This window comes from Roseovarius sp. TE539 (assembly GCF_003298505.1).
Lineage (GTDB): Bacteria > Pseudomonadota > Alphaproteobacteria > Rhodobacterales > Rhodobacteraceae > Roseovarius.
Map to the genome: position 1 here is coordinate 34,836 of NZ_QNGB01000016.1, position 26,155 is coordinate 60,990.

At 62.8% G+C, this 26,155-nt stretch carries 25 protein-coding genes; 7 read left to right on the top strand and 18 right to left on the bottom strand.

Features of this window, described 5'->3' with window-relative positions:
* Nucleotides 1–41 precede the first annotated feature (41 nt).
* Nucleotides 42–1,277, bottom strand: coding sequence for a sirohydrochlorin chelatase (locus tag DQW77_RS11300; protein ID WP_113258334.1), 1,236 nt, complete (start codon nucleotides 1,275–1,277; stop codon nucleotides 42–44).
* 4 nt (nucleotides 1,278–1,281) lie between these two features.
* Nucleotides 1,282–1,506, bottom strand: coding sequence for a DUF6732 family protein (locus DQW77_RS11305; protein WP_113258379.1), 225 nt, complete (start codon nucleotides 1,504–1,506; stop codon nucleotides 1,282–1,284).
* 304 nt (nucleotides 1,507–1,810) lie between these two features.
* Between DQW77_RS11305 and DQW77_RS11310 the strand changes: the two genes are divergently transcribed.
* From DQW77_RS11310 to DQW77_RS11330, 5 genes are all read left to right on the top strand, one after another.
* Nucleotides 1,811–2,797: a glutathione S-transferase family protein gene (locus tag DQW77_RS11310; protein ID WP_113258335.1), complete on the top strand. Its 987-nt coding sequence runs from the start codon at nucleotides 1,811–1,813 to the stop codon at nucleotides 2,795–2,797.
* Between the two features lie 96 nt (nucleotides 2,798–2,893).
* A complete protein-coding gene (locus DQW77_RS11315; protein WP_113258336.1) occupies nucleotides 2,894–3,274 on the top strand; it encodes a DUF1636 domain-containing protein in 381 nt (126 codons plus the stop codon).
* Entirely contained in the window at nucleotides 3,271–4,206 is a 936-nt protein-coding gene (locus tag DQW77_RS11320) for a threonine-phosphate decarboxylase (protein WP_113258337.1), read from the top strand. The genes DQW77_RS11315 and DQW77_RS11320 overlap by 4 nt, the downstream gene beginning before the upstream one ends.
* Nucleotides 4,203–5,117 carry an adenosylcobinamide-phosphate synthase CbiB gene (cbiB, locus tag DQW77_RS11325; protein WP_113258338.1) on the top strand — a complete coding sequence of 305 codons (915 nt, stop codon included), beginning with the start codon at nucleotides 4,203–4,205 and terminating at the stop codon, nucleotides 5,115–5,117. Before DQW77_RS11320 ends, cbiB begins: the two co-directional genes overlap by 4 nt.
* Nucleotides 5,118–5,207: 90 nt before the next feature.
* Nucleotides 5,208–6,389 carry a lytic murein transglycosylase gene (locus DQW77_RS11330; RefSeq protein WP_113258339.1) on the top strand — a complete coding sequence of 394 codons (1,182 nt, stop codon included), beginning with the start codon at nucleotides 5,208–5,210 and terminating at the stop codon, nucleotides 6,387–6,389.
* Nucleotides 6,390–7,037: 648 nt separating this feature from the next.
* On the opposite strand, the gene DQW77_RS11340 is transcribed toward DQW77_RS11330, so the two are convergent.
* The 16 genes from DQW77_RS11340 to DQW77_RS11415 all read right to left on the bottom strand — a co-directional run bounded on the left by DQW77_RS11340 (nucleotide 7,038) and on the right by DQW77_RS11415 (nucleotide 22,081).
* The gene (locus DQW77_RS11340; RefSeq protein WP_113258341.1) at nucleotides 7,038–8,231 is read right to left on the bottom strand and encodes an acyl-CoA dehydrogenase family protein; all 1,194 of its coding nucleotides are present in this window, start codon (nucleotides 8,229–8,231) and stop codon (nucleotides 7,038–7,040) included.
* A complete protein-coding gene (locus DQW77_RS11345; RefSeq protein ID WP_113258342.1) occupies nucleotides 8,228–8,989 on the bottom strand; it encodes an SDR family NAD(P)-dependent oxidoreductase in 762 nt (253 codons plus the stop codon). Before DQW77_RS11345 ends, DQW77_RS11340 begins: the two co-directional genes overlap by 4 nt.
* 14 nt (nucleotides 8,990–9,003) lie before the next feature.
* Complete coding sequence (locus tag DQW77_RS11350; protein ID WP_113258343.1) at nucleotides 9,004–9,774, bottom strand: enoyl-CoA hydratase-related protein; 771 nt, start codon at nucleotides 9,772–9,774, stop codon at nucleotides 9,004–9,006.
* Nucleotides 9,774–10,646, bottom strand: a complete 873-nt coding sequence (locus DQW77_RS11355) for a MaoC/PaaZ C-terminal domain-containing protein (protein ID WP_113258344.1) — start codon at nucleotides 10,644–10,646, stop codon at nucleotides 9,774–9,776. Before DQW77_RS11355 ends, DQW77_RS11350 begins: the two co-directional genes overlap by 1 nt.
* Nucleotides 10,643–11,638, bottom strand: a complete 996-nt coding sequence (locus tag DQW77_RS11360; protein WP_113258380.1) for an NADPH:quinone oxidoreductase family protein — start codon at nucleotides 11,636–11,638, stop codon at nucleotides 10,643–10,645. Before DQW77_RS11360 ends, DQW77_RS11355 begins: the two co-directional genes overlap by 4 nt.
* A 243-nt stretch (nucleotides 11,639–11,881) precedes the next feature.
* The gene (locus tag DQW77_RS11365) at nucleotides 11,882–12,673 is read right to left on the bottom strand and encodes an SDR family NAD(P)-dependent oxidoreductase (protein WP_113258345.1); all 792 of its coding nucleotides are present in this window, start codon (nucleotides 12,671–12,673) and stop codon (nucleotides 11,882–11,884) included.
* 2 nt (nucleotides 12,674–12,675) lie between these two features.
* A complete protein-coding gene (locus tag DQW77_RS11370) occupies nucleotides 12,676–13,392 on the bottom strand; it encodes an ABC transporter ATP-binding protein (RefSeq protein WP_113258346.1) in 717 nt (238 codons plus the stop codon).
* Nucleotides 13,389–14,117, bottom strand: a complete 729-nt coding sequence (locus DQW77_RS11375) for an ABC transporter ATP-binding protein (RefSeq protein WP_113258347.1) — start codon at nucleotides 14,115–14,117, stop codon at nucleotides 13,389–13,391. Before DQW77_RS11375 ends, DQW77_RS11370 begins: the two co-directional genes overlap by 4 nt.
* Nucleotides 14,110–15,153 (bottom strand): branched-chain amino acid ABC transporter permease, encoded by a 1,044-nt coding sequence (locus tag DQW77_RS11380; RefSeq protein WP_113258348.1) that lies wholly within the window; start codon nucleotides 15,151–15,153, stop codon nucleotides 14,110–14,112. The genes DQW77_RS11375 and DQW77_RS11380 overlap by 8 nt, the downstream gene beginning before the upstream one ends.
* Nucleotides 15,140–16,030, bottom strand: coding sequence for a branched-chain amino acid ABC transporter permease (locus DQW77_RS11385; protein ID WP_113258349.1), 891 nt, complete (start codon nucleotides 16,028–16,030; stop codon nucleotides 15,140–15,142). The genes DQW77_RS11380 and DQW77_RS11385 overlap by 14 nt, the downstream gene beginning before the upstream one ends.
* 69 nt (nucleotides 16,031–16,099) lie before the next feature.
* Nucleotides 16,100–17,323 carry an ABC transporter substrate-binding protein gene (locus DQW77_RS11390; protein WP_181711246.1) on the bottom strand — a complete coding sequence of 408 codons (1,224 nt, stop codon included), beginning with the start codon at nucleotides 17,321–17,323 and terminating at the stop codon, nucleotides 16,100–16,102.
* A gap of 63 nt (nucleotides 17,324–17,386) precedes the next feature.
* The gene (locus DQW77_RS11395) at nucleotides 17,387–17,776 is read right to left on the bottom strand and encodes a Zn-ribbon domain-containing OB-fold protein (protein WP_181711247.1); all 390 of its coding nucleotides are present in this window, start codon (nucleotides 17,774–17,776) and stop codon (nucleotides 17,387–17,389) included.
* Entirely contained in the window at nucleotides 17,773–18,897 is a 1,125-nt protein-coding gene (locus tag DQW77_RS11400) for a thiolase family protein (protein WP_113258352.1), read from the bottom strand. The genes DQW77_RS11395 and DQW77_RS11400 overlap by 4 nt, the downstream gene beginning before the upstream one ends.
* Entirely contained in the window at nucleotides 18,897–20,093 is a 1,197-nt protein-coding gene (locus DQW77_RS11405; RefSeq protein WP_113258353.1) for a CaiB/BaiF CoA-transferase family protein, read from the bottom strand. Before DQW77_RS11405 ends, DQW77_RS11400 begins: the two co-directional genes overlap by 1 nt.
* 2 nt (nucleotides 20,094–20,095) lie before the next feature.
* Entirely contained in the window at nucleotides 20,096–20,869 is a 774-nt protein-coding gene (locus DQW77_RS11410; RefSeq protein WP_113258354.1) for an enoyl-CoA hydratase/isomerase family protein, read from the bottom strand.
* A gap of 3 nt (nucleotides 20,870–20,872) precedes the next feature.
* Nucleotides 20,873–22,081 carry an acyl-CoA dehydrogenase family protein gene (locus tag DQW77_RS11415; RefSeq protein ID WP_258523839.1) on the bottom strand — a complete coding sequence of 403 codons (1,209 nt, stop codon included), beginning with the start codon at nucleotides 22,079–22,081 and terminating at the stop codon, nucleotides 20,873–20,875.
* A gap of 304 nt (nucleotides 22,082–22,385) precedes the next feature.
* On the opposite strand from DQW77_RS11415, the gene DQW77_RS11420 reads away from it, so the two are divergent.
* The gene (locus tag DQW77_RS11420; RefSeq protein WP_181711248.1) at nucleotides 22,386–24,407 is read left to right on the top strand and encodes a hydantoinase/oxoprolinase family protein; all 2,022 of its coding nucleotides are present in this window, start codon (nucleotides 22,386–22,388) and stop codon (nucleotides 24,405–24,407) included.
* Entirely contained in the window at nucleotides 24,407–26,155 is a 1,749-nt protein-coding gene (locus DQW77_RS11425; protein WP_113258356.1) for a hydantoinase B/oxoprolinase family protein, read from the top strand. The genes DQW77_RS11420 and DQW77_RS11425 overlap by 1 nt, the downstream gene beginning before the upstream one ends.

The window sequence follows — 26,155 nt, forward strand, 5'->3', positions numbered from 1 at the left end:
CAGTGTCCGGCGGGGGTGTTTCCGGCACCAATAAGAACGGCTCAGGGACGCCCGCCACGCGCGCTTTCCGGGCCCAGGGGGTGATCGGCGTGCGGGTACTCTGCATGGTGGTGATGATGGTGATCGTCCCCGTGGTCATGACCATGGTGATGATGGTGGTGGTGGCGGTGCTGATCCTGCAGCTCCAGCCGGCACAGCCCGGTGCAGAAAGTGGTGCACAGGGTGCAATCCTCGACATTGGAGCCCGGCGCGCTGGCCCCCTGGCCCTCCACATGGTGGTGGTGACTTTCCTGGACCGCACCCACCTCCGCTTCGAAACCAAGCACCTGTGTGCGGTACTTGCACATGACGCAGGTCGGCGGCGGCACATCACTGAAGGCCGGGTGGCCGGCACCCTTCTCGGCCGCGATTGCAGCACGCTGTTCCGGCGTTATCCGGCGTGCATCCTGTCCTTCGACGGCCAGGATCTGGGTCCGGTACTGGCAGGTACCGCAGTTGGGCGGCGGGTTGGCACCAGCCTGTTCGCTCACCCGTTCCGCGAATGTCTCAAGAACTTTTGGGTGATCGCCAAGGTAGCCCGCCTTGACGAATTCGATCTCCGGGTGCGCGCAGGCCACCTGATCGGTGAAGCCGTAGATCCGGTCGATCAGGATCCCCGAAAACAGGAAGTAGGGGAACACCATCACGCGCTTGTAGCCAAGCCGCGCCACGTGCTGCAGGCAGGGTTCGACCAGCGGGAAGGTGACACCGGAGTATCCCACCTCGCACCAGCCGAAGCCCATGCCTTCCTGCAGCAGGCGGGCGATCTTGGCGACGTTGGCGTTGGCGTCCGGGTCGGACGCGCCACGACCGATCACCACGAGGCAGGTGTCATGCAGGCTGACCTGACCGCTCGCGGCGTTCGCGCGGTCCAGCGCCTCTTGCACCCGGGCACCGGCGGCGGCGATCATCTTGGGGTCTACACCAAGTTCGCGGCCATATGACACCTCGATCCCGTGGGTTGCCGCGTAGGTGTTGAGAACGGTCGGGATATCGTTCTTGGAGTGCATCGCCGCAAACAGCATTCCGGGCACCGCGAAAATACGATCGCAACCCCGGTCACGGAGCTTGTCCAGACCATCGCGGATGACGGGATTGGCAAATTCCAGGTAGCCGTATTCCATCTCCCAGTCCGCGGGGAGGTAGGGAGGCAGCTTTTGAGCAAGGCTCGCGAACTCATCGACTGCCGACTGGCTGCGCGAGCCGTGGCCGCAGATCATCACACCGGTCCGGGCCATTCGCTCAGGCCTCCGCGGCGTCGTCTTCGACCGGATCGGCTTCGGCCTGCTCCGTGTCGTCTTCGCCCCTGCGTCCCCGAAGCCCGGCCCATAGCCCGATCGCGATCGCCGCGCCGATCGCTGCCGCACCCAGCCAGTGACCGTGGCCGGCAGCCTCTGCAAGGTGGCCGGGATGCGCTTGGGCCGCTCCGGCGCCAAGCAAGGCGGTGAGTGCAACGAATGGTCTCATGACGGTTTCCCCTGTCTTCATGTCGCTCGGCGGAAAGGGGAAAGAGCGGGCGCACCCGGCATCTGACGATGTGGTCCGACGGCCCCCGGCATGGGTCGGCCCGTTCCACGCACCTTTCCGGCCCCGTCCGTGGGGCATCGTCCGCCTTCTGTATAGACGTCCTGCACCTGCGCTGCAAACAGAGAAACGCCCGAAACGCCGCGGTTTCCGACATGTGCGGCCGTGCACGCGCCCTGCGCGGCACCGGGCATTCAACCAAGGCTTCCACGAGACTAGGTAAGACGCCGAACAAGGAGGCTCCGAAATGGGAAGACTGGTCGACGGCGAATGGCATGACGAATGGTACGACACCGCATCCACCGGCGGGAAGTTCGTGCGTGACACCTCGAAATTCCGCAATTGGATCACCGCGGACGGCAGAGCCGGACCAAGCGGCGAGGGCGGCTTCCAGGCCGCCACGGGGCGTTACCATCTCTACGTTGCCCTGGCGTGCCCGTGGGCGCATCGCACCCTGATCTTCCGGCAACTCAAGGGACTCGTGGATCACATCGGTGTTTCGGTCGTGCATCCCGACATGATGTCCGATGGCTGGGAGTTCCGCACCGATTACCCGGGGGCGACAGGGGATCTGCTATACGGTGTGCCTTATGCACGGGATATCTACCTCAAGGCCGACCCCGGCATTTCCGGCCGGGTAACGGTGCCGATCCTGTGGGATCGGGAGCGCGAAACCATCGTCTCGAACGAATCCGCCGAGATCATCCGCATGTTCAACAAGGCTTTCGACGGGATTACCGGCAACGGTGACGATTATTACCCCGCCGCGTATCGCGACGAGATCGAGGCGGTCAACGCACGCATCTACGACACCGTCAACAACGGCGTCTACAAGGCCGGTTTCGCCACCTCTCAGGACGCCTACGAAAAGGCGGTATACCCGCTTTTCGAAAGCCTCGACTGGCTGGAGGCGCGACTTGCGGACCGGCGTTACCTGATCGGCGACACGATCACCGAGGCCGACTGGCGGCTTTTCACCACGCTGGTGCGCTTCGACAAGGTCTACCACCTCCATTTCAAGTGCAACCGGCGGCGGATCGTCGATTATCCCAACCTGTGGGGGTATCTGCGCGAGCTTTATCAATGGCCGGGCGTGGCCAGGACGGTGGATTTCGATCACATCGTGCGTCACTACCATTACAGCCACGATACCGTGAACCCGCACCGCATCATCCCGATCAACCCGGTGCCGGATTTCACGGCGCCGCACGGGCGCGAAAGCATCGCGGTTTGAGGGCCTGGCGCGGGATGCGTCTGCGACGTGGCGAAGCCGCTTGCCCTGCCCTGCAATTTCCGTTTCATAGAACCAGACAGCAAGCGGCGAGGGCACATGACAACCTGGATCACCATCTGCGACACATGCAAACGTGACGACTGGGACGAAAACACCCATGAGCGGACGCATGGCGAAGAGATGGCCGAACTGGTCGAACGGCACGCCGGGGGCCGCAACGTCCGCACGCGGAGGGTGTCTTGCCTGATGGGCTGCAAACATGGCTGCAACGTGGCCGTGCAGGCGAATGGCAAGCTGGCCTATACGCTTGGGCGCTTCGCCCCGGCTGAAGAGGCGGCGCGCGCCATAGTCGACTACGCCGAGATGCATGCCGCAAGCGAGACAGGCCGCGTTCCGTTCCGCGACTGGCCGCAGGGCGTCAAGGGCCATTTTGTCACCCGCCATCCGCCCCTTCCGTCCGAGGATGACAAGGATTGACCGGTACGCGCGACCATGGTGGAAACCTTGATGCCGCCATTTCACGCCACGGCGGCAGCCGGGAAGGCTGGATCGACCTTTCCACCGGGATAAACCCGGTTCCTTATCCGATTCCGAATCTGCCCGATGGTGTGTGGTCCGCGTTGCCGGATGCAAATGAACAATCGGCGCTGGAGCGTGCTGCGCGCGCACACTGGACCATCCCCGAAGACGCCGCGCTCCTGGCCGCTCCGGGGGCCTCGGCGCTGATCGCGAAATTGCCGGGCCTCAGGCCCGCGGGGCGCGTTCACATTCCCGCCCCCACCTATAACGAGCACGCCGCCGCGTTTGCCGCTCACGGCTGGGCGAAGTCCGACAAGGCGCCGGATGCGCGGGTCATCGTGCATCCCAACAATCCCACGGGGCACTGGTACACGCGCAGTGACCTGACCGCACCCTTCACGGTGATCGACGAAAGTTTCGCCGATGTCGCGCCCGACCGGTCACTGATCGGCAACGCCGAGCGGCCCGGCATCGTCGTGATCAAGAGCTTTGGCAAGTTCTGGGGTCTGGCTGGTCTCCGGCTGGGCTTCGCCATCGGCCCGCCGGACCTGATCGGTCCGTTGGCCACGATGCTGGGGCCGTGGCCGGTGTCCGGTCCGGCGCTGAGAATCGGCACCGTGGCCCTTGCCGACGATGAATGGTCAAAATCCACGCGCACGCGGTTGAACGAGGATGCAGCCCGGCTTGATGCATTGATGGGCCGGGCCGGCGCACGCTGCATGGGGGGCACATCCCTGTTTCGACTCTATGATGTGACCGATGCCGGCGCATGGCAGGAACGGCTGGCGCGCCATCATGTTTGGACCCGGATCTTTCCGTGGTCGGACAGCCTGATCCGGCTGGGCCTGCCGGCCCCGGGTGATTGGGCACGTCTGGAGGCGGCGATATGAGCGCCGCCGCAATTCTCGCCGGTGCCCTGCTGCTGGACGCCGCCCTTGGCGAACCTCGTTGGCTCTGGGACCGGGTGATGCATCCCGCGGTGCTGATGGGCCGGGCGGTGGAGCTTGCGGATTCACGGCTCAACACCGGCGACAACAGGACGCTCAGGGGGGGCGTCGCGATGGCGGCGCTCGGCGTGGTGGCGGTTTTTCTCGGGGCGGTGCTGAGCGTCGGCGGCTGGCCGGTAGAGATGATCCTGGCGGCGGTGCTGATCTCTCAGCGTTCACTGGTCGATCATGTGCGCGCCGTGGCACAGGCCCTTCGTATTTCGGTGGGCGACGCGCGGATCGCGGTGTCCCGGATCGTGGGGCGCGACACTGCGGAAATGGATGCGCCATCCATCGCCCGCGCGGCAATCGAATCGGCAGCGGAAAACCTCAGCGACGGCGTCATCGCCCCGGCGTTCTGGTTCCTGGTCGGCGGTTTGCCGGGGTTGCTTCTCTACAAGATCACCAACACCGCAGACAGCATGATCGGCTACCGGACCGACCGCCACCGCGATTTCGGCTGGGCCGCGGCGCGGTTCGACGACCTTCTCAACTTGATCCCGGCACGGCTGACCGCGGTGCTTGTCGCCGCCGTTCACGGAAGATGGCGCGACCTGCCCGCGATTGCAGAGGATGCGCGCCTGCACCGGTCCCCGAACGCGGGTTGGCCCGAGGCGGCGATGGCCCGGGCGCTTGGCGTGGCCCTGTCGGGGCCACGTGCCTATGACGGCCGTTTGCGGGATTACCCGTTCGTCAATGAAACGGGGGAGAAACGCATTGGCGCAAATTCCGTGGACGCGGCCTGCAAGGCGCTGTGGCGCGGTTGGGGGGCAGCACTCGGGCTGGTGGTCCTGGGAGGGGTCCTGTTCGCGTAGCCGACTGGTCCGGCGCAGCCCGAAAACCCTTTCCAAGCCATGCTCTGCCGAATTAATGTCGTGCCGAAGACTTTTCGAAATGAGGGTTTCATGCGTTTGATCAGTTTCGCTGCCGCGCTCGCATGCGCTATGCAGACCGCCACGCCCGCACAGGCACAACCCGCCTGCGGTGGCAATTTCCGGAGTTTTGTAGAGGACTTGAAACAGGAGGCCATTTCACGCGGCCATGCCAGCAGCACCGTCAACAGGTTCTTCGCCCCGGTGCAGCGTGATCCGGCGGTGATCCAGGCTGATCGCCGGCAAGGTGTGTTCCGGAAGTCATTCACGGAATTCGCCCGCCACCTGATAAGCCCCAACCGCCTCAATACCGGGCGCGCGAAGGCCGATCAGTACGCGCCGGTGTTTGACCGGATCGAGCGCGAATATGGCGTCAGCCGTGGTGTTCTTCTGGCATTCTGGGCGTTCGAAACGGATTTCGGCGGTTTTCAGGGCAATTTCAACACTCTGAATGCGCTGGTGACACTCTCGCATGACTGCCGGCGGCCACAGCTTTTCCGGCCGCAGGTCTTCGCCGCGCTGGAACTTTACGAACGGGGCAATTTCAGCCCTGCCAACACGACCGGAGCCTGGGCGGGCGAGATCGGCATGGTGCAGATGCTGCCCGAGGATATCCTGACCAACGGCATCGACGGGGACGGAGATGGAAAGGTTTCGCTGAAGACCTCGGCAGTGGATGCGCTGATGTCGGGCGCAAACATGCTGCGCGATCTGGGCTGGCGCGCGGGCGAACCCTGGCTACAGGAGGTTATCGTGCCCGCCGATCTGGACTGGTCGAGGACGGGACTGCGAACAACGATGACCGCATCTGACTGGGAACGGCGAGGAGTGCGCCCGCGGCACGGATCGATAACCGGACACCTGCCCGCCAACATCATCCTGCCCGAGGGGCATCGCGGGCCGGCCTTCATCGCCTATCCCAATTTCCGTGTATTCTTCGAATGGAACCAGAGCTTCACATATGTCCTGACCGCTGCCTATTTCGCCAACAGGCTGGAAGGGGCGCCGGTTTTCGACGCGGGCAATCCCGCGCCGGGCCTGAGCGGGCCACAGATGAAACAGCTTCAGCGCAAGTTGCAGGCGCGCGGTTATGACGTCGGAAAGATCGACGGTATCCTCGGCGCCGGAACCCGCGCGGCGGTTCAGGACATGCAGCAAAGATTGGGACTACCCGCCGATGCCTGGCCGACACAGGGCCTTCTCGGGCGGTTGTGATCCCCGGCCAACGCGAAACATGATCCGGCCGCGCATGGCGACGTCAGGTCCGACAACGGCAAACACCCCGAAACGCTCTCGAAGCCTGAGGGGGATGCAGACCTGCCGGAGCCGGCAAACCCTTCATGTCCTCGTCTGGAATGCACATCTTACAAAAGCGACTCCGCGGCCCCATATCATTACCAGTGGCGGGACATTCTTCGCCAGAGAAAGGCACCATTCAATGACCATGTTTTCCATGAAGCCACAATTCGACCTTGCCGAATTCCTATCGGTGCCGGCACCCGTCGGTGCCGCAAGATCGCGCGGGGCAAGGCGCCGCGGAATGCGGTTCCAATCCGCCACGCCATCGGGCGCTGCCACCGCCCCCGAGCCATCCACGGATGAGCATTCGCCGGATGAGCAGCAAAAGTGAGCGCATGATCCTGTAACGTGTCACGGCTGCATCCGGGCCCGAGTGTTCTGGCGCGGCTTTCATTCCGGCACACGGGGTTCTCTCAGAAAACTGGCTGATTGCACCAAACGTTACGCTGGTTTCGGGTGTCGGCCGGCTTCGGCAATCAATCCGAAGCCGGCCAAGCCCGTCTGGCGAGCTCTCCCTCGGGGTTTGACGTTGCGTTGCCGGCTTTGGCGGTCTCGCCGGTCCGCTCAAGTCCCCTCCTGCGCCTTGGTCCAGCCGCGCTTGATCCGCTTGGCCAGGCTCCACTTGTGCACCTCGGTGGGACCGTCGTAGATCCGGAAAGCACGAATTTCGCGGAAGACCTGCTCCACGATGCTGTCTCTTGTCACACCGCGTCCGCCCATCACCTGCACGCAACGGTCGGCAATGCGCATCAGCGCCTCGGAAACGGCGACCTTGGTCATCGAACTTTCCGCGGTGCCCTGCGCCCCTGTATCCAGAACCTCGGCGCACCAATAGATCATCTGCTCCGCCTGCCGCAGGTCGATCTGGTTCTCTGCCAACATGAAGCCGACACCCTCGTGATCGATAAGCGGCTTGCCGAAGGCCATGCGCCGGTTGGCATAGTCTGTCGCGATCTCGTGGGCGCGCAGGCAAGCCCCGAGCCAGCGCATGCAATGGGTCAGGCGGGCCGGCGCCAGCCGCACCTGGGCATAACGAAATCCCTCACCGCTTTCGCCAAGCATGCGATCGGCGGGCACGCGCAGGTTGTCGATGGTGATCTCGGCATGGCCGCCGGGCATCGAACTGTCAATTGTGTCCATGACCCTTTCCGTCCGAATGGCGGGGTCCGGCAGATCGACGAGAAACATGCAGGCGCCGTCCTCGGATTTGGCCATCACGATGCCAAGCCCTGCACCCTCGGCCCCCGTGATGTAGGTCTTGCGTCCATCTATCACCCAATGGTTGCCATCGGGCCGGCAGGTCGTCCGCATCATCATCGGGTCCGAGCCGGCCCCGTTCTCCTCGGCGGGTTCGGTCATGAAGAAGGCCGACCGCATCTCGCCGCGCACCAGCGGCTTGAGGAAACGATCCTTCATCTCCGGTGAAGCCACCTGCCCCAGCAGGAACATATTGCCCTCATCCGGCGCGTTCGTGTTGACCGCGACAGGGCCCAACGGTGACAGGCCCGAGCGGATCAGTACCGCCGCCGTTTCAAGGTGTGTCAGGTGATCCCCATCGGAGGGAATATGCGGCGTCATCACGCCCGAATCGCGCGCCAGGCCGCGCAATTCCTTCACCAGCTCCTCGGACGGCCCGTGCTCGCCGCAGCGCGGATCCTTCTCATGGGGCGCGACGGTCTCTCGAACGAAGGTTTCGACCCGCGCGGCAATCTCGAGGGCGCGGTCGGAGATTCGGGTATTGTCGAGGGCATGGGTCATTTTGGTGCCATCCTGATTGCGCCGTCCAGGCGGATCGTCTCGCCATTCAGCATTGGGTTGTCGATTATCGACGCCACCAGCGCCGCGAATTCGGCCGGGGCACCCAGCCGGTTGGGAAAGGGAACCTGCGCACCGAGGCTGTCCTGCGCCTCCTGTGGCAATCCCTCGAGCATCGGCGTCAGGAAAAGGCCGGGCGCGATGGTCATCACACGAATGCCGTGGCGTGCGAGTTCACGTGCCACCGGCAGCGTCAGCCCGGCCACGCCGCCTTTCGAAGCCGAGTAGGCGGCCTGTCCGATCTGGCCTTCGAAGGCCGCGACCGAGGCGGTGTTGATGATTACACCCCCCTCCTCGCCGAGCCGGTCCGCGCCATGCAGGGCAGCGGCAAATTTCGACAGCACGTTGAATGTGCCAATCAGGTTGATTTGCACGACCTTTGAAAATTCCGCCAGCGGCATTGCCGCGCCATCGCGCGAGACGACCTTCCCCGGCGGGCCGATTCCGGCGCAATTGACAAGGATCCGCGCCTTGCCATGCATTCCTTCGGCCTTGGCGATGGCGGCCTCGACAGCCGCCTCGTCGGTCACGTCCAATTTGATGAATGCCGCGCCCGTCTGCCGCGCTTTTGCCTCACCGGCTTCTTCGTTCATGTCGAAGATCGTTATTCTCGCGCCCGCCTGCGCAAGCATGTCCACGGCCGCGCCGCCGAGGCCGGAAGCCCCGCCGGTCACGATCGCCGCCAATCCGTCAATCTGCATTTGATTCTCCCAGTTCAGTCGCGGTGAAACCGCGGTTTGCGTTTTTCAAGGAAGGCGGCCATGCCCTCCTCGCGATCAGGACGTGCGAAGAGCGCCTGGAATGCCCGGCGTTCGAACAACAGCCCCTCGGAAAGCGGGCTTTCCTCGGCTCGTGCGACAGCCTCGCGCGCGATACGTGCGGCCTGCCGGGACTGCCCGGCGATGGTGTGTGCCGCCTCCATAGCGGTTTCCAATACCTTTTCATCCGGGACGACGCGCGCCACCAGCCCAGAGGCAAGCGCCTCGTCGGCATCCATCAGCCGACCTGTCAGGTGCAGATCGGCAGAACGCGCCCGGCCGATCATTCTGGTCATCCTCTGAGTGCCGCCCATCCCCGCGATGATGCCCAGCTTGATTTCCGGCTGGCCGAACCGGGCTCCCTGCCCCGCGATGGCGAAATCGCACATCATCATGATTTCGCAGCCACCGCCAAGCGCGTAACCGTTGACGGCCGCCACTTTCGGGGTGCGGACCTGCGCGAAACGTTCCCAGATCGAGAAGAAATCGCGCTCCACAACGTCATCGGCGCTCATCGCCGACATTTCCGCAATGTCGGCCCCTGCGGCGAAGACCTTCTCGCTGCCAGACAGGAGGATGCAGCCCACGGCTTCATCCCGGGCCGCCGCTTCCGCCGCCGCGACCACTTCCTGCGCGAGCTTCGCGTTGAGCGCGTTCAGTTGATCGGGACGGTTCAGCCGGATCACCGTCACGCGCCCCTCTTTCGTCACTTCGATCGTTTCGTTCATCACATGCCCCTTTCCAGTTTCGTGCTCTCCAAGGCCGCCGCGATGTCGTTCCCGGGCCCGGGAGCGAGCCGTATCCGCCCCGCATCAAGGGCGCGCCGGCCCTCGACGGTCGCGCTAAAACGATAGCCCTCCGGCGTATCCCAGCGGTCCACTCGAAGCCTCTCTCCGGGGCGGACGAAACCGGTGAAGCGGCACTCCATCTCAACGATCCGGTCCATTTCATCCGGGCATAGCAGGCGGCAGACATGTCCCATGCTGGCCAGACCATGAAGCACCGGCCCGTCAAACCCGGCGCGGCGAGCAGCCGCCGGATCGTAATGCAGCGGATTCGGATCTCCCGACAAACGATAAATCAGAGCCGCGCGCGGATCGGTCGGCACCTGCACCCGCATGTCGGGCGCCCGGTCCGGCATCGGTTCGGGGGCCGGTGGCGGCACCTGCGGCCCACCCAGCCCACCATCGGCCAGACAGAAAGCCGTCTGCACGACCGTCGCGACATCTCGCCCCTGCACGTCCGTGATCGTCCGCGTGCTTTCGATCAACGCGCCCCGCCCTGCGCCCTTGTCATGAATCGCGGTGATGCGCGGCCGGGCGCACAACTCTCCTTCCACCGGCAGGGGCCGATGAAGCGTGAATCGTTCCGCAGCATGTACGACACGGGCATGATCCAGCCCGGTCCGCAGGTCGCGGTACCAAAAGCCCGGATAAGCAAGCGTAACCGCCATCGACGGAATCGGCCTCAGTCGATCTTCGATCACAAGATCAAGTTCCTCCGCACCCACACCGAGGGCATACAGGATCGTGTCCCGGCGTGTAAGGTGCTGCACGGTTTCGGGGAACTCCAGTGCCATCAGATCGTCGTAACGGCTCATGGGGTCACCAACACCTTGCCGGTGACCCCGCGCGCAGACAGCGCCGCGATTGCCTCGCCGGCGCTGTCGAGCCGATAGCGCGCATGGATATGCGGGGCGATCCGTCCGTCCGCGACCAACGCCAGAAGCCGGTCCATTGCGGCGGCGTGGGCGGCCGGATCGCGCTTGATCGCTGCCCCCCAGAAAATGCCGCGGATATCACAGGATTTGAGCAGCGGGAGGTTCGCCGGGATCTGCGCGATCCCGGCCGGAAAGCCGACGATCAGAAGCCGCCCGCCCCACCCCATGCAGCGCAGGGCGGGTTCGGTGTAGCCCCCGCCAACCGCGTCCAGCACAATATCGGCCCCATTTTCACCGACAACCTGTTTGAGTTGCCCCCCAAAAGCCTTCTGGGCCTCGCGGTCCATTTCACCCGAGGAATAAACGATCCCCTCGGTCGCGCCATGCCCGCGGGCCAGGCCCACCTTCTCCTCGGTGCTAGCGCAGGCGACGACCCTCGCGCAAAGCGCGTGTGCCAGTTCGACCGCCGCAAGACCGACACCGCCGGCAGCGCCCAGCACCACCACCGTTTCACCGGCCACGAGGTCACCCCGGCTTTCGAGGGCATAAAGCGCCGTGCCATAAGTCATCTGCAACGCCGCAGCGGCCTCGTCACTTACAGCGTCAGGAAGACGATGGCACTCGGCGGCGGGCAGGCAGACATGCTCCGCCATGGCGCCCCACATCGGCAGCGCCATGACCCGGTCACCCGGGGCAAACCCGTCCACGCCCTCGCCCACCGCGTCTATCACTCCGGCAAATTCGGCCCCCGGGGCGAAAGGCCTGTCGGGCCGGAACTGGTACTTGTCCTGGATGATGAGAGTGTCAGGGAAGTTCACCCCGACTGCCGAGACGGCCACACGCACCTCGCCGGCAACGGGTTCGGGGACGGGTAGATCCCGCAGGGTCAGTGTTTCGGGGCCTCCGGGGGCCTCGCTCAGAATTGCCTTCATGACTTGCTTCCTTCCCGTCATCTGGTGCCGCACGACATCGCCGTCTCCGGTCATCGGAAAACGGCGATCGACGCATTCGTTCAAATAGCAAGGCAGGCTTTGATTGCTCGCACACAGGAGTAACCGTGTCAGCCTGCGCCAACAACTCCGTATGCTGAAGAATCAGCGTTGCGGATCTCGTCGTGCGAAGGCCATGCGAGTCCGACGCGCCTACCAGATCCTGCTTTACCTCCATTCTGCGCACTATCGAGAAACCCGGACTGCGCGGCCGAGGGCAAATCCGGCGTCGACGGTCATCATCTGGCCCGTCATCATCCTTGCATCCAGCGCCAGAAATACGGCCGCATCAGCAATGTCATCGGGCTTCGAAACCGTTTCGAGCGCGGAGGCGGCTGCAAAATTGTCTCGCACTTCCTCGTAGGCGTCCTGGGTCATTCCATTGAGGAACCATCCCGAGGCGATCATCCCTGGCAGCACCGCGTTCACGCGCACGTTGGGCGCCAGTATGCGGGCAAGTGCGAGGGTAAGGCTGTTGAGGGCGCCCTTGGAGGCGATATAAGCCAGCGAAGAGCCGTTGCCATTCTGTCCTGCAATCGATGAAATGTTGACGACCGATCCGGCACCGGAGCGGACGAGGTGTGGTGCCGCTGCACGCGCCAACTGGTAAGGTCCCAGAGTATTGACCGCAAATACGCGCTGGAAATCCTCGGCATTCTGGGCCTCGAGGTCGCTGAGCCGGGTGAACTGCGTCATACCGGCACTACAGATCAACACGTCAAGCCGACCGCCCACCTCGACGGCGCGGGCCACCATGGCGCGGCAATCTTCGTCGCCCGCAACATCGCCCTTCACCGTCCAGGCCCGGGATCCCGCCTCCCGGCAGGCGGCGGCGACAGTTTCGGCTTCCTCGGCGCTGCTACGGTAATTGATCAAAACCCGGCAACCGCGCGACGCCAACAAAAGCGCGGTCGCGGCGCCGACACCGGTTGCGGCACCCGAAACAAGGGCAACCGGGGCTGCAGGATCATCGGTCATGTTCACAGTCCCATGTATGCGGCCCGGATCGCCGGATCATCCGCCAGTTCTGACGACGGCGCGGCGCGCACGATCTGGCCGTGATCGAGAACGTAGGCCCGGTCCGACACCTCCAGCGCCTCGGCGACGTTCTGTTCGACCAGCAGCACTGTCAGCCCCTTCTTGCCGGCCAGCGATCGGACGAGTTCGAAGACTTCGTGGACCAGTTTGGGAGAGAGACCGACCGACGGCTCGTCGAGCATGATCAGTTGAGGCTGGCTCATGACGGCACGGGCGACGGCGCACATCTGCCGCTCACCACCCGAGAGCAACCCGGCGAGTTGGTTCTGCCTTTTCCCCAGGATCGGGAAAAGCTGCATGACCTCGTCCAGCCCGCGCGTGAACTCGGGTGTCCCCCGCTTGCAGAATCCGCCAACCTCGAGGTTTTCGCGCACTGTCATGAACGGAAAGAGCCGGCCGCCCTCCGGCACGAGTGTCAGACCCTTGGAGGGCAGCTTGTGGGCCGGAATGCGCGCAATGTCTTCGTCGCCCAGCTTGATGCTGCCCGAGCGCGGCGGGACAACTCCGGCGATGGTGTTGAGAAGCGTTGTCTTGCCGGCACCGTTGGCACCCACGACGGCAATGATCTCGCCCGCCTCGGCGTTGAAGCTGACACCTTCCAACACGCTGGCCTCGCCGTAGCCGCTGTTCAAGTCGGTGACTTCCAGGGAAACACTCATGCCGATTTCCTCCCCAGATAGGCTTCCATGACGTCGGGGTCAGACAAGACCTCCTCGGGGGTGCCATCGGCGATGAGCTGCCCGAAATCCATGACGATCACCCGGTTCTCGAAGGCACGCACCACTTTCAGATTATGCTCGATGACCAACACCGTAAGACCGTCGGCATGCAGCTTGCGGACCAGTTCGATGACACTTTCGACTTCCTTCTGGTTCAGCCCTGCCATGACCTCGTCGAGAAGCAGAACAGAGCAGTCCAACGCCAGGGCACGCGCGATTTCCAGCCGGCGTCTTTCCGACAGAGTAAGGATGCCTGCCTTCACGTCTGCACGGTGCGCCAGCCCGACCATGTCGAGAATCTCCATGGCGTACTCGGAGGCCTCGGCGAGGGAACGACGGTGCAGGAAGGCGCCTACCATCGCGTTCTCAAGGGCTGTAAGGGAGGTGAGCGTCTTGGAAATCTGGAACGTACGGCCAAACCCGATCTGTGCCCGCTCCTGCGGTGCCAGTGCGGAGATGTCTTCGCCGCGAAACACCACCTCGCCGGAAGTGGGCTGGAGCTGCCCGGTCAGAAGGTTGAAGAGGGTGGTCTTCCCGGCTCCGTTCGGCCCGATGATCGACAACAGGTCGCCCTTCTGCAGGTCGAAGGACATGTCCCCCACCGCCACGAGCCCGCCGAAATGCATCGTCAGGTTCTGGACCGACAGAATAATCTGCTCATTCATTCTTCGTCCTCCGGTATCTGGCCCACAATGCCTGTCCAGCCCCGACCACGCCGCGCCGCATGAACAGCGAGAAGATGACCAGCAGCGCGCCTAGGATCAGCAGGTTCGCGCCAGGCAGCATGCCCCCGAGTGTGGCACGAAGGTGGAACTCCAGCGGAATGATCAGAAGCGCGCCCGCGAGCGGACCGTAGAGCGTTCCGACACCACCGATGAGCGCGATCAGCAGGAATTTCACACCAATGTCCTGAATGCTCAGAAGGGTCGGCGGATCGACGAAGCGCAGGTACATCGCGAAAAGCGAGCCGCCGATTCCGGTCAGTGCCGCACTTACCGCCATGCCCGACAGTTTGACCCGCAGAACGTCGATCCCGGCGGCGCGCGCGGCGTCCTCGTCGATATGCACAGCCTGAAGATAGTAGCCCAGGCGGCTTCTCAGGACCATGGCGCCGACCACGAGACAAACGATCAGGAAACCCAGCATGAGCACCGCGTAAGGCAGGCGACTCGTGAAGACCATGTTGGCCAGGCCAGCATTGAACGGAAGCATCATTCCCCGCGGGCCACCCGTCAGCGTATCGAAATAGTTGGCCAGAACCAGAGCCACTTCGTTCAGCGCGAGCGTCGCAATGGCAAAGAACGGCCCCTTCAGCCGGAATGTCGGCCAAGAGACCAGTACCGCCACCAGCATCGCTAGAATCATCGCTGGGATCAACGACAGCCAAGGCGATATCTGCCAATGGAAATAGAGATTGGCCGTGGTATACCCACCGATGGCGAAGAAAACCCCGTGCCCGAGGGAGAACTGCCCCCCGAAACCGCCGATGATATTCCAGCTCGAGGCAAGCGCCCCGAAAAGGAATGTGTAGGCCATTATGTTGAGAATGAACGGATCACCTTGCCAGAAGGTGATCGCAGCTCCGAACACGGCGGCAATCGCGGCGATGCGGCCCAGTTCGGTGCGCAATCTGGTCACGTGCGGCGAGCTGCGGCCCGGCGCGGCCGGTGCACCCGCTTCTTGTTGATCAATCTTGCTCACGAAGCCCCATCTCCTCTGCTCCGGCGATGCCGAACAGGCCACCGGGACGAACGATCAGTACAATGATGAAAATCAGGAACCAGATGGCGTGCTTGAGCGCAGGGTCGAAATAGTAGCCGGCGAAGGCTTCTACGAGACCAATGATGAAGCCACCGAAAAACGCACCCCAGACGCTTCCCAACCCACCGAGCACGACCACCGCGAAGGCAGCAAGTATGAAGTTTCCGCCGATCTGTGGCGACAGGGTGTATATGGGCGCCAGCATTACACCGGCCAGCCCGGCCAGCGCCGCGCCCGCACCGAAGGTGAGCATGAACGCCAATTCGACGTTGATGCCCATCAGTCGTGCCGAGCGTCGGTCTTGCGTCACGGCACGAACGGCCTTGCCGGGCATGGTGTGCGTTACGAACCAGTTCAGGCCGAGCGCAACGACGATGACCGCGATCAGCACAATCAGGCGGGGCAAGCTGACATTGATCTCGCCCATCGTGATGACAGCCGATGACGCCGCCGACCGCACCGAGTATCCCGTACCGCCTGTAATCGCGAGAACGAGGTTCTGGAAGAACATAAGCAGCCCGAAGGTCGCAAAGATCTGCATGAATGGCTCATTCTGAAGCGGTTGCAGGATGAAGCGCTGTAGCACCACTCCGAGCAGGAAGAGCAGGGGCACGACAATGATCGAGGAGAGATAGGGATCAAGCCCCAGGAAAAACCACGAAAGATAAGCCCCGTACATCCCCAGCATCACCAGTTCACCCTGGGAGAAGTTGACGATGCGGATGACACCGAAGATCAGGTTCAATCCCATGCTGACGAGGCCGTAAATGCCGCCCAGCAGGAGCCCGACGATGACGATGTTCAAGAAGGAAAGCATTGTTCTTCACCGGTTGTTGAAGGTGGGCCGGCAGCGGCGGTTCCGCCGCTGCCGGCGGGAAAGGACCGGTCAGTTTCCAATCCCGAGCATTTGGGATCCCTGGGCTGCCACTTCCGGGAACACCGTAACCTGGTTGCCGCCCTGCCATTGGATCACGGTGGGATGGGCGCGCACGTTTTGCTTGTTGTCGTTGAAATCGACACCGAAACCGGTCTCGTAGGTTCCTTCAGGTTTCTCCATTTTCGGGAGAGCCTCCGCGACGGCTGCAGGATCGGCGTTGCCGGCCTCGTTCACAGTTTCGGCCATTATCTTCATGCCCACGAAGGCCGCCATGCTCTGAGGGGCGACCGGATCCTGGTCGAACTTTGCGCGGTAAGCCTCAAGATAGGCATCGGAGCCCGGACCGAATTCCTCGGACACATCCGGCCGGGGATAAGAGACCACGAGCAGCCCTTCGACACCTTCTTCCCCCAGAGCTTCGAGTGTTTCATTGGTATCGCCTGTACCCACGAAGACCTTGACTGGCGGATCGAAGCGTTGGTTCTCGGCTGTGCGCAGCAGGAGATTGCTGTCGGGCACATAGCCCGTCTGAAGCCAGATATCGGGTTCGGCATCCTTCGCACGCAGCACCGAGTCGGTCAGGTCGATTGACTTGTAGCTGTGTGCGCCAACGCCGAGGACCTGTACGCCGGCCTCCTCTAGCTGCTCCTTCTGGTACTCGGCGATCGAGGAACCGTAAACAGACTCCTCATGCTCGATCCAGACCTTGAGATCCGACGGCGCCTTTCCAAGCTTTCCTGCAAGGCTGTCGAGGATCAGGTCAACGGAAACCTGTGCAAAGCTGACGGAATAGGGACCGGACCGCACGAAGTTCGGCAGACCGCGCTCTGTCAGAACCGATGCCAGTGCATTGGTATCCCAGTAGAGCTTGTTGTAGTTCAGCGCGGTTTCCGACGCGGCGCCGGCAACGGAGCTGAGATAGGTCCCGATCAAGACGTCCACGTTATCCCGGGTGGCCAACTGCTCGACCGCGCTGATACCCTCCTGCGGGTTCGTGGCATTGCCTTTCACGATCTCGACTGTCTTGCCGAGAACTCCGCCATTCTCGTTGATCGCGTCCGCCGCCAACTCGTAGCCACGTGTGACCTCGTTACCGTAAAGCGCAAGCGGACCCGAGTACGGATTGATCGCGCCCACCTTGAAAGTCTCCTGCGCCGAAACCGCTCCGGCGGCAAAGATGGAGGCCGTCACCGCGGCTCCCATCAGAGTACGTCTGGTCAATGTGTTGTTCATTGTCATTCCTCCCTATGGTGCCCTCTGAAGGGCGCACGCCACGGTTCGTCCCGGCAACGTTTGCTAGGTCAGTTCGAACCTTGGCAGTTTTCGCCCCATGTCCTCCTGGAAACAGAGGGCGACACGCCTGCCGACGATGTCTTCGCCTTCAGGAATTTCGATTATGTTGGTGGTCATGCGGGGGCCCTCATCAAGATCGACAAGCGCCACGTTGTAGGGGACGCGATCCTTGAACCTCGGGTCGAAGGCCACATGGAAAACGACCCAGCTCACAACCGTCGCCCGGCCGCTGGCCTCCTGGCGATCATGGTTCGTGGACCAGCAGGCCGGACACTCGTGCCGCGCGGGCAACCAGGCATGACCGCAATCCGAGCACCGCTGAAAGGTCAGCCGCCCCTCTTCGAGCGCGGCGACATGGGCCTCTTGCGGTGTCTGGGGTCCGGCAGAGTTCATTGGCCGAGGATCAGCGTGGAGTGCGTGTGCATGATCCCTCCCTGATTGCTGACGATGCATTTCTTCGCGTCCTTGACCTGACTGGTCGAGGTCCCACGCATCTGACGAACACCCTCCAGAACCAATTGCAGCCCCGGCATGCCGGTTTCGCTGAGAAGACCGCCGGATGTATTGAGAGGCAACGCCCCGTCGCACAGGAAGCCCCCGGAACGCGCGAGATCGGCAAGCTCACTACGGGTGCCGAACCCGTAGGATTCCAGCGTCATGGCAACCGTGATCGTGAAGCAGTCATATATCTGCGCGCAGTCCATGTCCTTCGGGGAAAGACCGGCCATATGGAAGGCGGTTTCGGCCGACACGTCTGCGCGGGTCTGTGTCAGGTCATGCCGCAGTGTCACGTCGGACGAACTGTTGCCCTGTCCGAAGCCCAGCACCGGTACCGGCGCCGCCACACCGAGGTCACGCGCGCGCCTTTGCGACATCACCACCACCGCCGCGCCGGCATCGGAAATCAAGCAGCAGTCGTCGCGCCGAAGGGGCTCCACGACCCAAGCCGCGTTGTCATATTTGCCGGCATCGAGCGGCAGTTTGAGTTGTGCTTCCGGGTTCGATGCCCCATGGGCGCGACACGCGATCGCGATCTCGCGGAACAGGTCGAATGCCCCGGGGAACTCATGCGCGTAACGCCGTGCGATCAGCGCATACCCCGCGACAACGCTGGACCACCCGAAATCCGCAGCATCGCCCCAGGATTTCTCGTAGGCTTGGCGGGTTCCGGTCTTGGGATTATCTGCCAGCGAGACAAGCACCACATCGCACTGGCCCGCCTCGATCGCCATAGAGGCCAACGCGATCATCGAGATGTTGGAAGCCCCACCCTGATCGAAAACGCCACCGAAGCGGGGCTCCAGTCCCATCGCCTCCGCCAGTGTTTGGCCATACATCATCTCGACGCGCGAGGTGGGAACCTTGACAAGCAAGCCGTCAACGGCGTCCTTTTCAACGCCTGCGTCAGTCAGCGCATTACCGCAGGCCTCGATGTTCATGGAAACGGTCGAACGCCCCGGGAGCTTGCCAAAGGCCGTCTGACCGATCCCCGCTATGACCGAATTCGCGCCCATCAGATCGCCCCCGTGTCCTTGAGTTCCTGGAACTCCTCTTCGTCAAGGCCAAGCCAGTCCTTGTAAACGGCAGCATTATCGGCCCCAAGTTGCTTCGATGGATTGAGATCCTCACGGGCTTCGCCGTCATAGCGCATCGGCGAGGCCGGCAATACAAGATCGCCCAGAAGCGGGTGATGCACTTCGCGCAGCATGCCGCGCGCATGCATGTGCGGGTCATGCACCACCTCGCCCAGATCGCGGACCTGAGCACAGGGCACCCTGTGTGCCTTGAGCTTCTCGTCAAGTTCGGACCGTGTGAACTGACGCGTCCAGGCGGTGATCGTCTCGTCGACAAAGTCGATGTTCTCGACACGCGCCTTTAAGCTGCCCAGTCGCGGGTCATCGTCTAGGTCCTCGCGGCCCATCGCCTTGAGAAGAGACGCCCAGTGAGTCTCGGAAACGCAAATCAGTGCAAGGTATCCGTCTGATGCCTCATAGACATTGTAGGGCGCCTCGGCCATGCCGGAGTGCCGGTTCCCCGTGCGCGGCGTCGCCTCCTCACCGCCGCCGAAATGCAGCCCAAGCGCGGAAGAAAGCGAAGCGTAAACCGAGTCGTACATCGAGACTTCGACAAATCGGCCCTTCCCGGTGCGCTCACGATCGTAAAGCGCGGTCGCGATTGCGCCGTACAGGTGCACGCCGCCGAAAAAATCCGCGACCGCGGGGCCGGCCTTTACCGGCGGGCGATCAGGATACCCCGTGGTGGCCATGATCCCGGACATGGCCTGGATCGTCAGGTCCATTGCGGGAAAATCGCGGTAGGGGCCGGACCGGCCATAACCGGTGCCAGCCGCATAGATAAGGCGCGGATTGGCCTCCATCAGCCTTTCCGCGCCCAGTTCGAGGCGTTCCATGACACCCGGGGCGAAATTCTCCACCACGACGTCGGCGCGCTCGATCATGCGCAGCGCGATATCGTGTCCGGCCCGGGATTTCAGGTCTAGAGTCACGAATTCCTTGTTGGAGTTCAGCATCGCGAACGGCACCATAGCCCCGCCGACTTCGCCACGGCGACGCATGTTCTCGCCGCTCTTCGGCTCTATCTTGATGACACGGGCGCCGGCCATCGCCATCAGGAACGTGGCGTAAGGCCCGTTATAGATCTGGCCCAGGTCAATCACGGTCACGCCGTCGAGGGGAAGCCGCTGCGCCATGATCAACGTCCCTTGAATGCGGGCGGCCGCTTTTCTGAAAACGCTTTCGGCCCTTCCTCTGCATCCTCCGAGAACATCAGGAGCCGGTTGACAACCTGCTCCATCCGAAGGCCCGCCGACAGCGGCATCTCGCGCGCCCGCACGGCGAGTTCCTTGGCGGCCTGAGTTGCCAGCGGTGCGTTGCCGGCTATTCTGGCCGCCAGTTTCCGCGCCTCGTCCAGCAGCCGTTCAGCAGGCACCACACGGTTGACCAGCCCCCAGTGCGCGGCCGTCTCGGCATCCATGGATTCGCCGGTTAGCAGCATTTCCATGCCGATCGCGTACGGCACCTGCGACAGAACCCTCTGCGTGCCACCGTTTCCGGCGATCACGCCGCGCTTGACCTCCGCAAGCGAAAATGTGGCATGCGGCGCCGCGAGGCGAATATCGGTTCCGAGCAGCAAGGTCATGCCGCCGCCAAGGCAATAGCCGTTGACGGCGGCGATGACCGGCTTCCATACCTCAAGACCTCGGTTGAGAAGCTGGTCCTTCTGGGTCAGCCACATCTCTTCCAGACCCGGCGGCGCGCCAACGAAGCTCTTGATGTCGGCACCGGTGGTAAAAGACCGTTCACCCGCGCCGGTGATGATGGCAACGCGGACCCCGTCATCGTCACGAACCCGTTTCCAGGCGTCGGACAGCCCGCTGTAATGCTCGGCATCCATTGCATTCAGCTTTTCGGGCCGATTGATGGTGATTGTGGCAACGCCAGCGTCGAGGGTGAAATCGACAGACACGTTTCAGCCTCCCTGTGCGCGGCGGTTGGGGCTGCCAAGGAGATCCCGTGCCACAACCATCCGGTGTACTTCCGATGGCCCTTCGCCGATTCGCTTGATCCGCATTTCGCGGTACCAGCGTTCGAGCGGCACTTCGCAAGCCACCCCCATACCGCCATGAATCTGCATGCAGCGATCCACGATGCGGCCGGCGGTCTCGGTTGCGAACACCTTGCAAATCGATGCGTCCACCTTGATGTCGCGCCCCATGTCCGCGCGCCACGCGGCCTGGTAGACGAGCAGCTTGGCCGCCCTGAGCTCGATTTCGCTGTCGGCGATCATCCACTGGATCGCCTGCTTGTCGGCCAGCGGGGACTTGAAGGCATAACGCTCCTTCGACCACTCGATCGCCATCCGCAGTGCCGCATCGGCGATACCGAGTGTCGCCGCGGCGTAAGGAACGCGACCATGAACCAACCAGGTCTCGGCCAGCTTGAAGCCCTCGCCCTCCTCGCCGATCCGGTTCTCGGCAGGCACCCGGACATCGGTGAAAGACAATTCATACGGCGAATAGGAGCGGATCACGGGTATGGGCGTGAGCGTCAGGCCGGGGGTGTCGGTTTCGACAATGAACGCGGAGATGTTGCCGCGATCCTTTTCGGCCCCCGTGCGCGCGAAAACGACGCCCCACTTCGCCTGGCTGGCGCCGGAAATCCACACCTTCGTACCGTTGAGCACGTAGTCGTCGCCGTCCCGAACCGCGCGCGTCTGGATGGAGCGCGCCGGATCCGAACCGCCAGAGGGTTCGGAAATTGCCACGAAACATTTGTCGCCGCTTTCAACGACCGGGTCCGCGTATCTGCGAATCTGCTGCGGAGTGCCTTTGTAGATGATGTTGGGCGGATCAAAGCCGAAAGCGCCTCCAGCGGGTATGTATGCCCCCATGCGGCACTGAGAAGACTCTTCCGCTACGACACACTGGGCCAGGAGATTCAGCCCCGCACCACCGTGTTCTGCAGGTGTCTGGACATTCCACAGGCCAAGCGCTCTTGCTTCTTTCTGAAGCCGCTGCAGCACATCGGGCGGGAAAGTATAAGCGTCGTATTCCAGCTTCTCTTCTTCGGGCAAGACCCATTCCTTCATGAACCGCCGTGCGGTTTCACGCAGCATCTGGAACTCTTCCGGCATCTCCCAGGAACCAAGCGCCATGTCACCGCCAGCCAATTTGTCCATATGAAACGCCTCTCCTCGATTTCGCTCTCGGAAGTTGCACCCGTGTCACACCAAACATTGCGAACAAGGCTTCACCTGTCAATAAATTATCTGACCTTTTCATTTTATTTATTTATCAGACCATTCTTCTTGACCCGAAATTCTCACGCTGATTAATGTTGGCGGCGTGGTAACTGGAAAGGAGCTGGTGCCGCCGTGGCAGCGGCGGCATGCCGGATGTGGCAAAGCCAATTTTGACATGGCAGCGACTGACCGGAGGGCCCGCACCCGATCACGCGCGAGACGTATGAAAGAGGAGACGGATGTGTCAGACGTTGTTGGAATCGATGTCGGGGGAACCTTTACCGATCTCTTCTATTCGCGGGATGGTATTCACGCCGAACGCATCTGCAAGGTCCCGTCAACGCCGCACGATCCTTCGGTCGGCCTGCTAGACGCCCTGAATGCGGCGGAAGTTCCCGCGAAGGATCTGGATCTCATACTGCACGGCACCACGATCGCGACGAATGCGGTGATCGAGCGGGTAGGCGCGAAATGCGGCCTGGTCACAACAAAAGGGTTTCGCGACGTTCTCGAACTCGGCCGCCGGGACCGGCCGGATTTCTACGGATTGACCGGCAAGCAGAATCCGCTGATTCCCCGCAACCTGAGGCTGGAGGTTGACGAGCGGACCACCTTCAACGGCGAGGTCGTGCGAGATGTCGACAAGGCCGAGGTGGCGGCGCTGGCTGAAATTCTGAAAGCCGAGGATGTCGGCGCCATTGTCGTGTCCTTTCTTCACTCCTACGCAAACCCTGCCAACGAGGATCGGGTCGCCGAACTTCTGCGGCTGTTCAACCCGGAATGGGAGATCGTGACCTCGGCCTCGATCAATCGCGAGTATTACGAGTTCGAACGCACCAGCACGGCGACAATCCAGGCTTTCCTGCAACCGCTCATCAAAGGCTATTCGGAAAAACTACTCAAGCGGCTTTCCGATTGGGGGTTCGATCGCCAGACCCTCGTGATGCAGTCGAACGGCGGCCTGGTTCCGGCCTCGCATCTGGGTCAGCATGCAGCGCAGATCGTCCGGTCCGGTCCGGCGGCCGGCGTGACCGCGGCCGCGAGGATCGCCTCCGAGGCGGGATTCGACCGGGCCATCACCGGCGACATGGGCGGCACAAGCTACGACGTGGCCGTCGTCATTGACGGAGAACCCGAGATTACGCCGGCAACGAACCTGGATTTCCGCCTGCCGCTGCGCGTATCGATGATCAACGTGCATACGATCGGCGCCGGCGGCGGCTCCATCGCCAATGTCGATCGCGCGGGCATCCTCACGGTCGGTCCGCGCTCCGCCCGGGCACGACCCGGTCCTGTCTGCTTCGGCTTCGGTGGCACCGAGCCCACGGTGACGGACGCAAATGTCGTGCTGGCGCGGATAAATGCGCATGATCCGATCGGGCTCACGGACCTCGACCAACTCGATGTCGACGCCGCGCGCACCGCGATCGGCAAGCTTGGCGACAAACTGGGGCTGTCTGTGGAAGAAACAGCCGAGGCCATACTGGCGATCGTCAACCAGAACATGGCGGGGCGCACACGGCTCCTGTCGATCGAGAGAGGATACGACCCAAGGGATTTCGCCCTTGTGATCTTCGGCGGCGCAGGGCCTTTGCACGGGGCCGCAATCATCCGCGAGGTCGGCATAAAGACAATGATCGTTCCGCCTGCCCCCGGCGTGCTCTGTGCCATGGGATGCGTTGTTGCGGATGTGCGCTATGACGTCTCGCAAACCGTGGCCCGTGCAACATCGGACATCGAAACCGGCGAGCTCGACGACCGGATGAACGAGCAGGAGTTGGAAGGCCGCCGAAAGCTGGAGGAGAGCGGGGTTGCCGTGAAGACGACCCTGGTGCGTCACTACGCCGAGATGGCGTACCGGGGCCAGATTCATGCGTTGCGCGTCGCGATCGAAAAGGGCTGGGACACCAACCGTATCGACGCCGCCTTCGATGAGGCCTATCGGGCCGAGTACGGCAACACGCTCGGGGAAATTTCCACCACTATCGTCAGCCTTCGCACGGTTGTCGAGGGACAGCGCGAGCACGAGAAACGCACCCTCCCCGAGCCGGCGCGGTTGCCGCCGCCCGCGCCATACGACCGCCGACAGGTCCATTTCACGAAATGGTGGGACACGCCCATCTACAAGCGCGATACATTGTACCCGGGCACCGTGATCGAAGGTCCCTGCATCGTCGAGCAGCCCGACACGACGATTATCATCGAGCCGGGCATGTCCGGCCGGATCGACGCATTTGAAAACATTCTGGTGGAGGTCGCCTGATGGATCCCGTCACACTTGCCGTCGTACGCGGAGCGATGGAACAGATCGCCGACGAAATGGACCTCCACCTGATCCACGCCGCCATCTCACCGATCATCTCTGAAACCAACGATTGCGCACATGGCATCTTCCTGCCGAATAGTGGCGAGACCATCGCGCAAGGGCGGTTCGGCCTGCCTGTATTCCTGGCCAACATGCAGTTCACGGTTCAGAACCTGATCACCCATGTCGAAGGCAAAGGCGGGTTCAAACCCGGAGACGTATGGATCCTGAACGATCCGTACCGGTGCGGCACACACCTGCAAGACGTGGTTCTTGTCGCGCCGCATTTCGTCAACGGCGAACTCTTTGCGCTTCTGGCGAGCACCGGTCACTGGATGGATATCGGCGGCAGTGTTCCCGGCGGCTGGGCCCCGGCAGCACTGGATATCCATACCGAGGGCATAATCATCCCACCTGTCCGACTCTATCACGAAGGCCAGCTCAACGAAGGGCTTGTCTCGATGTTTACCGGCAATGTCCGACTTCCGACCCAGATCGAGGGCGACCTCTTCGCGATGTCCAATGTCTTTCATGTCGGCCGGCGCGGGCTGGATGCTCTGGTGCAGCGCTACGGCAAGGACATGCTGGGCGAATGCATCAGCGAATTGAACGACCGTTCCGAACAGCAGATGCGGAGCTACATCAGCGAAATCCCGAATGGCGTCTACCACGCCGAGGATTTCATGGACAATGACGGCATCGTCGACTCCCCGATCAAGATCGCGCTGAAACTCACGGTGGAAGACAGCTCTCTGCATTTCGATTTCACCGGCAGCGATCCGGCGGCGCGCGGCCCGCTGAACCTCGCCCGCTCGACCACGCAATCGACCTGCTTCATCGCGCTCAAGCACATATTCGCGGACGTGCCCGTCAACGGCGGCGCCTTCCGCCCTACCAGTTTCGACATCACCGAAGGCTCGGTCATCTCGGCCGCCTACCCCTCACCGGTCTCGGGCTACCTTGAACCCATCGGCAGGGTCTTCGATACTGTCATCGGCGCGTTGGCCCAGGCGATCCCGGACCGAACGCCCGCACCGGCCTTCGGCACCGTGGGCGTGGTGACGGCCGGCGGCAAACACCCGGATACCGATGATTACTTCGTCGCGGTTTTCCCCTATCCCGGCGGTTATGGCGGCCATTCGAAAGGCGACGGCCTGGTCCACGGAACCCCACCCGTTTCAATGGCAAACTTCATGTCCATCGAAGCGTCCGAACACCGCTACCCCCTTGAATTCGAAGAGTTCGCCCTCCGAGAAGATTCCGGCGGGCCGGGGCGCTTCCGCGGCGGCTGCGGCACGCAATACCGGTTCCGGGCGTTGTCGGAGTTTGTCATCTCGGTTCTGGGCGACCGGCAGGATCACCGGCCATTCGGCATTGCAGGCGGCGGGCCGGCCGCGCCTAGCGTCGTCCGGCTCGGACTCGGCGGTGAGGAAAAGATACCGCCGATGCGCTCCAAGCTCGAAAAGCAGAAGCTGATGCCAGGGGACTCGCTCTTCGCGGCAACCCCCGGTGGTGGCGGGTTCGGCGACCCGAACGATCGCCCCTTCGATGCCATTCAAGAGGATCTCGACCTCGGCTACATCTCGCGTGAAACGGCTGAATCTTCATATGGCGTGGTAGTGTGCGAAGAAAGGCATGCCGGGCGGAAACGCCTTGTCATCGATGTCGACGCAAGCAAGGTAAAACGGCGCAAGACCTGTGCCTGA

Coding starts and splice junctions, on each gene's coding strand:
- DQW77_RS11385 (WP_113258349.1), bottom strand. CDS start 16,030: ATGCTTTCCTTCTTGAACATCGTCATCGTCGGGCTCCTGCTGGGCGGC.
- DQW77_RS11415 (WP_258523839.1), bottom strand. CDS start 22,081: ATGGACAAATTGGCTGGCGGTGACATGGCGCTTGGTTCCTGGGAGATG.
- DQW77_RS11315 (WP_113258336.1), top strand. CDS start 2,894: ATGACAACCTGGATCACCATCTGCGACACATGCAAACGTGACGACTGG.
- DQW77_RS11400 (WP_113258352.1), bottom strand. CDS start 18,897: ATGGGCGCGAATTCGGTCATAGCGGGGATCGGTCAGACGGCCTTTGGC.
- DQW77_RS11370 (WP_113258346.1), bottom strand. CDS start 13,392: ATGAGTGTTTCCCTGGAAGTCACCGACTTGAACAGCGGCTACGGCGAG.
- DQW77_RS11405 (WP_113258353.1), bottom strand. CDS start 20,093: ATGGCGCAGCGGCTTCCCCTCGACGGCGTGACCGTGATTGACCTGGGC.
- DQW77_RS11365 (WP_113258345.1), bottom strand. CDS start 12,673: ATGACCGATGATCCTGCAGCCCCGGTTGCCCTTGTTTCGGGTGCCGCA.
- DQW77_RS11300 (WP_113258334.1), bottom strand. CDS start 1,277: ATGGCCCGGACCGGTGTGATGATCTGCGGCCACGGCTCGCGCAGCCAG.
- DQW77_RS11345 (WP_113258342.1), bottom strand. CDS start 8,989: ATGCAGATTGACGGATTGGCGGCGATCGTGACCGGCGGGGCTTCCGGC.
- cbiB (WP_113258338.1), top strand. CDS start 4,203: ATGAGCGCCGCCGCAATTCTCGCCGGTGCCCTGCTGCTGGACGCCGCC.
- DQW77_RS11360 (WP_113258380.1), bottom strand. CDS start 11,638: ATGAAGGCAATTCTGAGCGAGGCCCCCGGAGGCCCCGAAACACTGACC.
- DQW77_RS11340 (WP_113258341.1), bottom strand. CDS start 8,231: ATGACCCATGCCCTCGACAATACCCGAATCTCCGACCGCGCCCTCGAG.
- DQW77_RS11375 (WP_113258347.1), bottom strand. CDS start 14,117: ATGAATGAGCAGATTATTCTGTCGGTCCAGAACCTGACGATGCATTTC.
- DQW77_RS11305 (WP_113258379.1), bottom strand. CDS start 1,506: ATGAGACCATTCGTTGCACTCACCGCCTTGCTTGGCGCCGGAGCGGCC.
- DQW77_RS11350 (WP_113258343.1), bottom strand. CDS start 9,774: ATGAACGAAACGATCGAAGTGACGAAAGAGGGGCGCGTGACGGTGATC.
- DQW77_RS11330 (WP_113258339.1), top strand. CDS start 5,208: ATGCGTTTGATCAGTTTCGCTGCCGCGCTCGCATGCGCTATGCAGACC.
- DQW77_RS11310 (WP_113258335.1), top strand. CDS start 1,811: ATGGGAAGACTGGTCGACGGCGAATGGCATGACGAATGGTACGACACC.
- DQW77_RS11390 (WP_181711246.1), bottom strand. CDS start 17,323: ATGAACAACACATTGACCAGACGTACTCTGATGGGAGCCGCGGTGACG.
- DQW77_RS11425 (WP_113258356.1), top strand. CDS start 24,407: ATGGATCCCGTCACACTTGCCGTCGTACGCGGAGCGATGGAACAGATC.
- DQW77_RS11395 (WP_181711247.1), bottom strand. CDS start 17,776: ATGAACTCTGCCGGACCCCAGACACCGCAAGAGGCCCATGTCGCCGCG.
- DQW77_RS11355 (WP_113258344.1), bottom strand. CDS start 10,646: ATGAGCCGTTACGACGATCTGATGGCACTGGAGTTCCCCGAAACCGTG.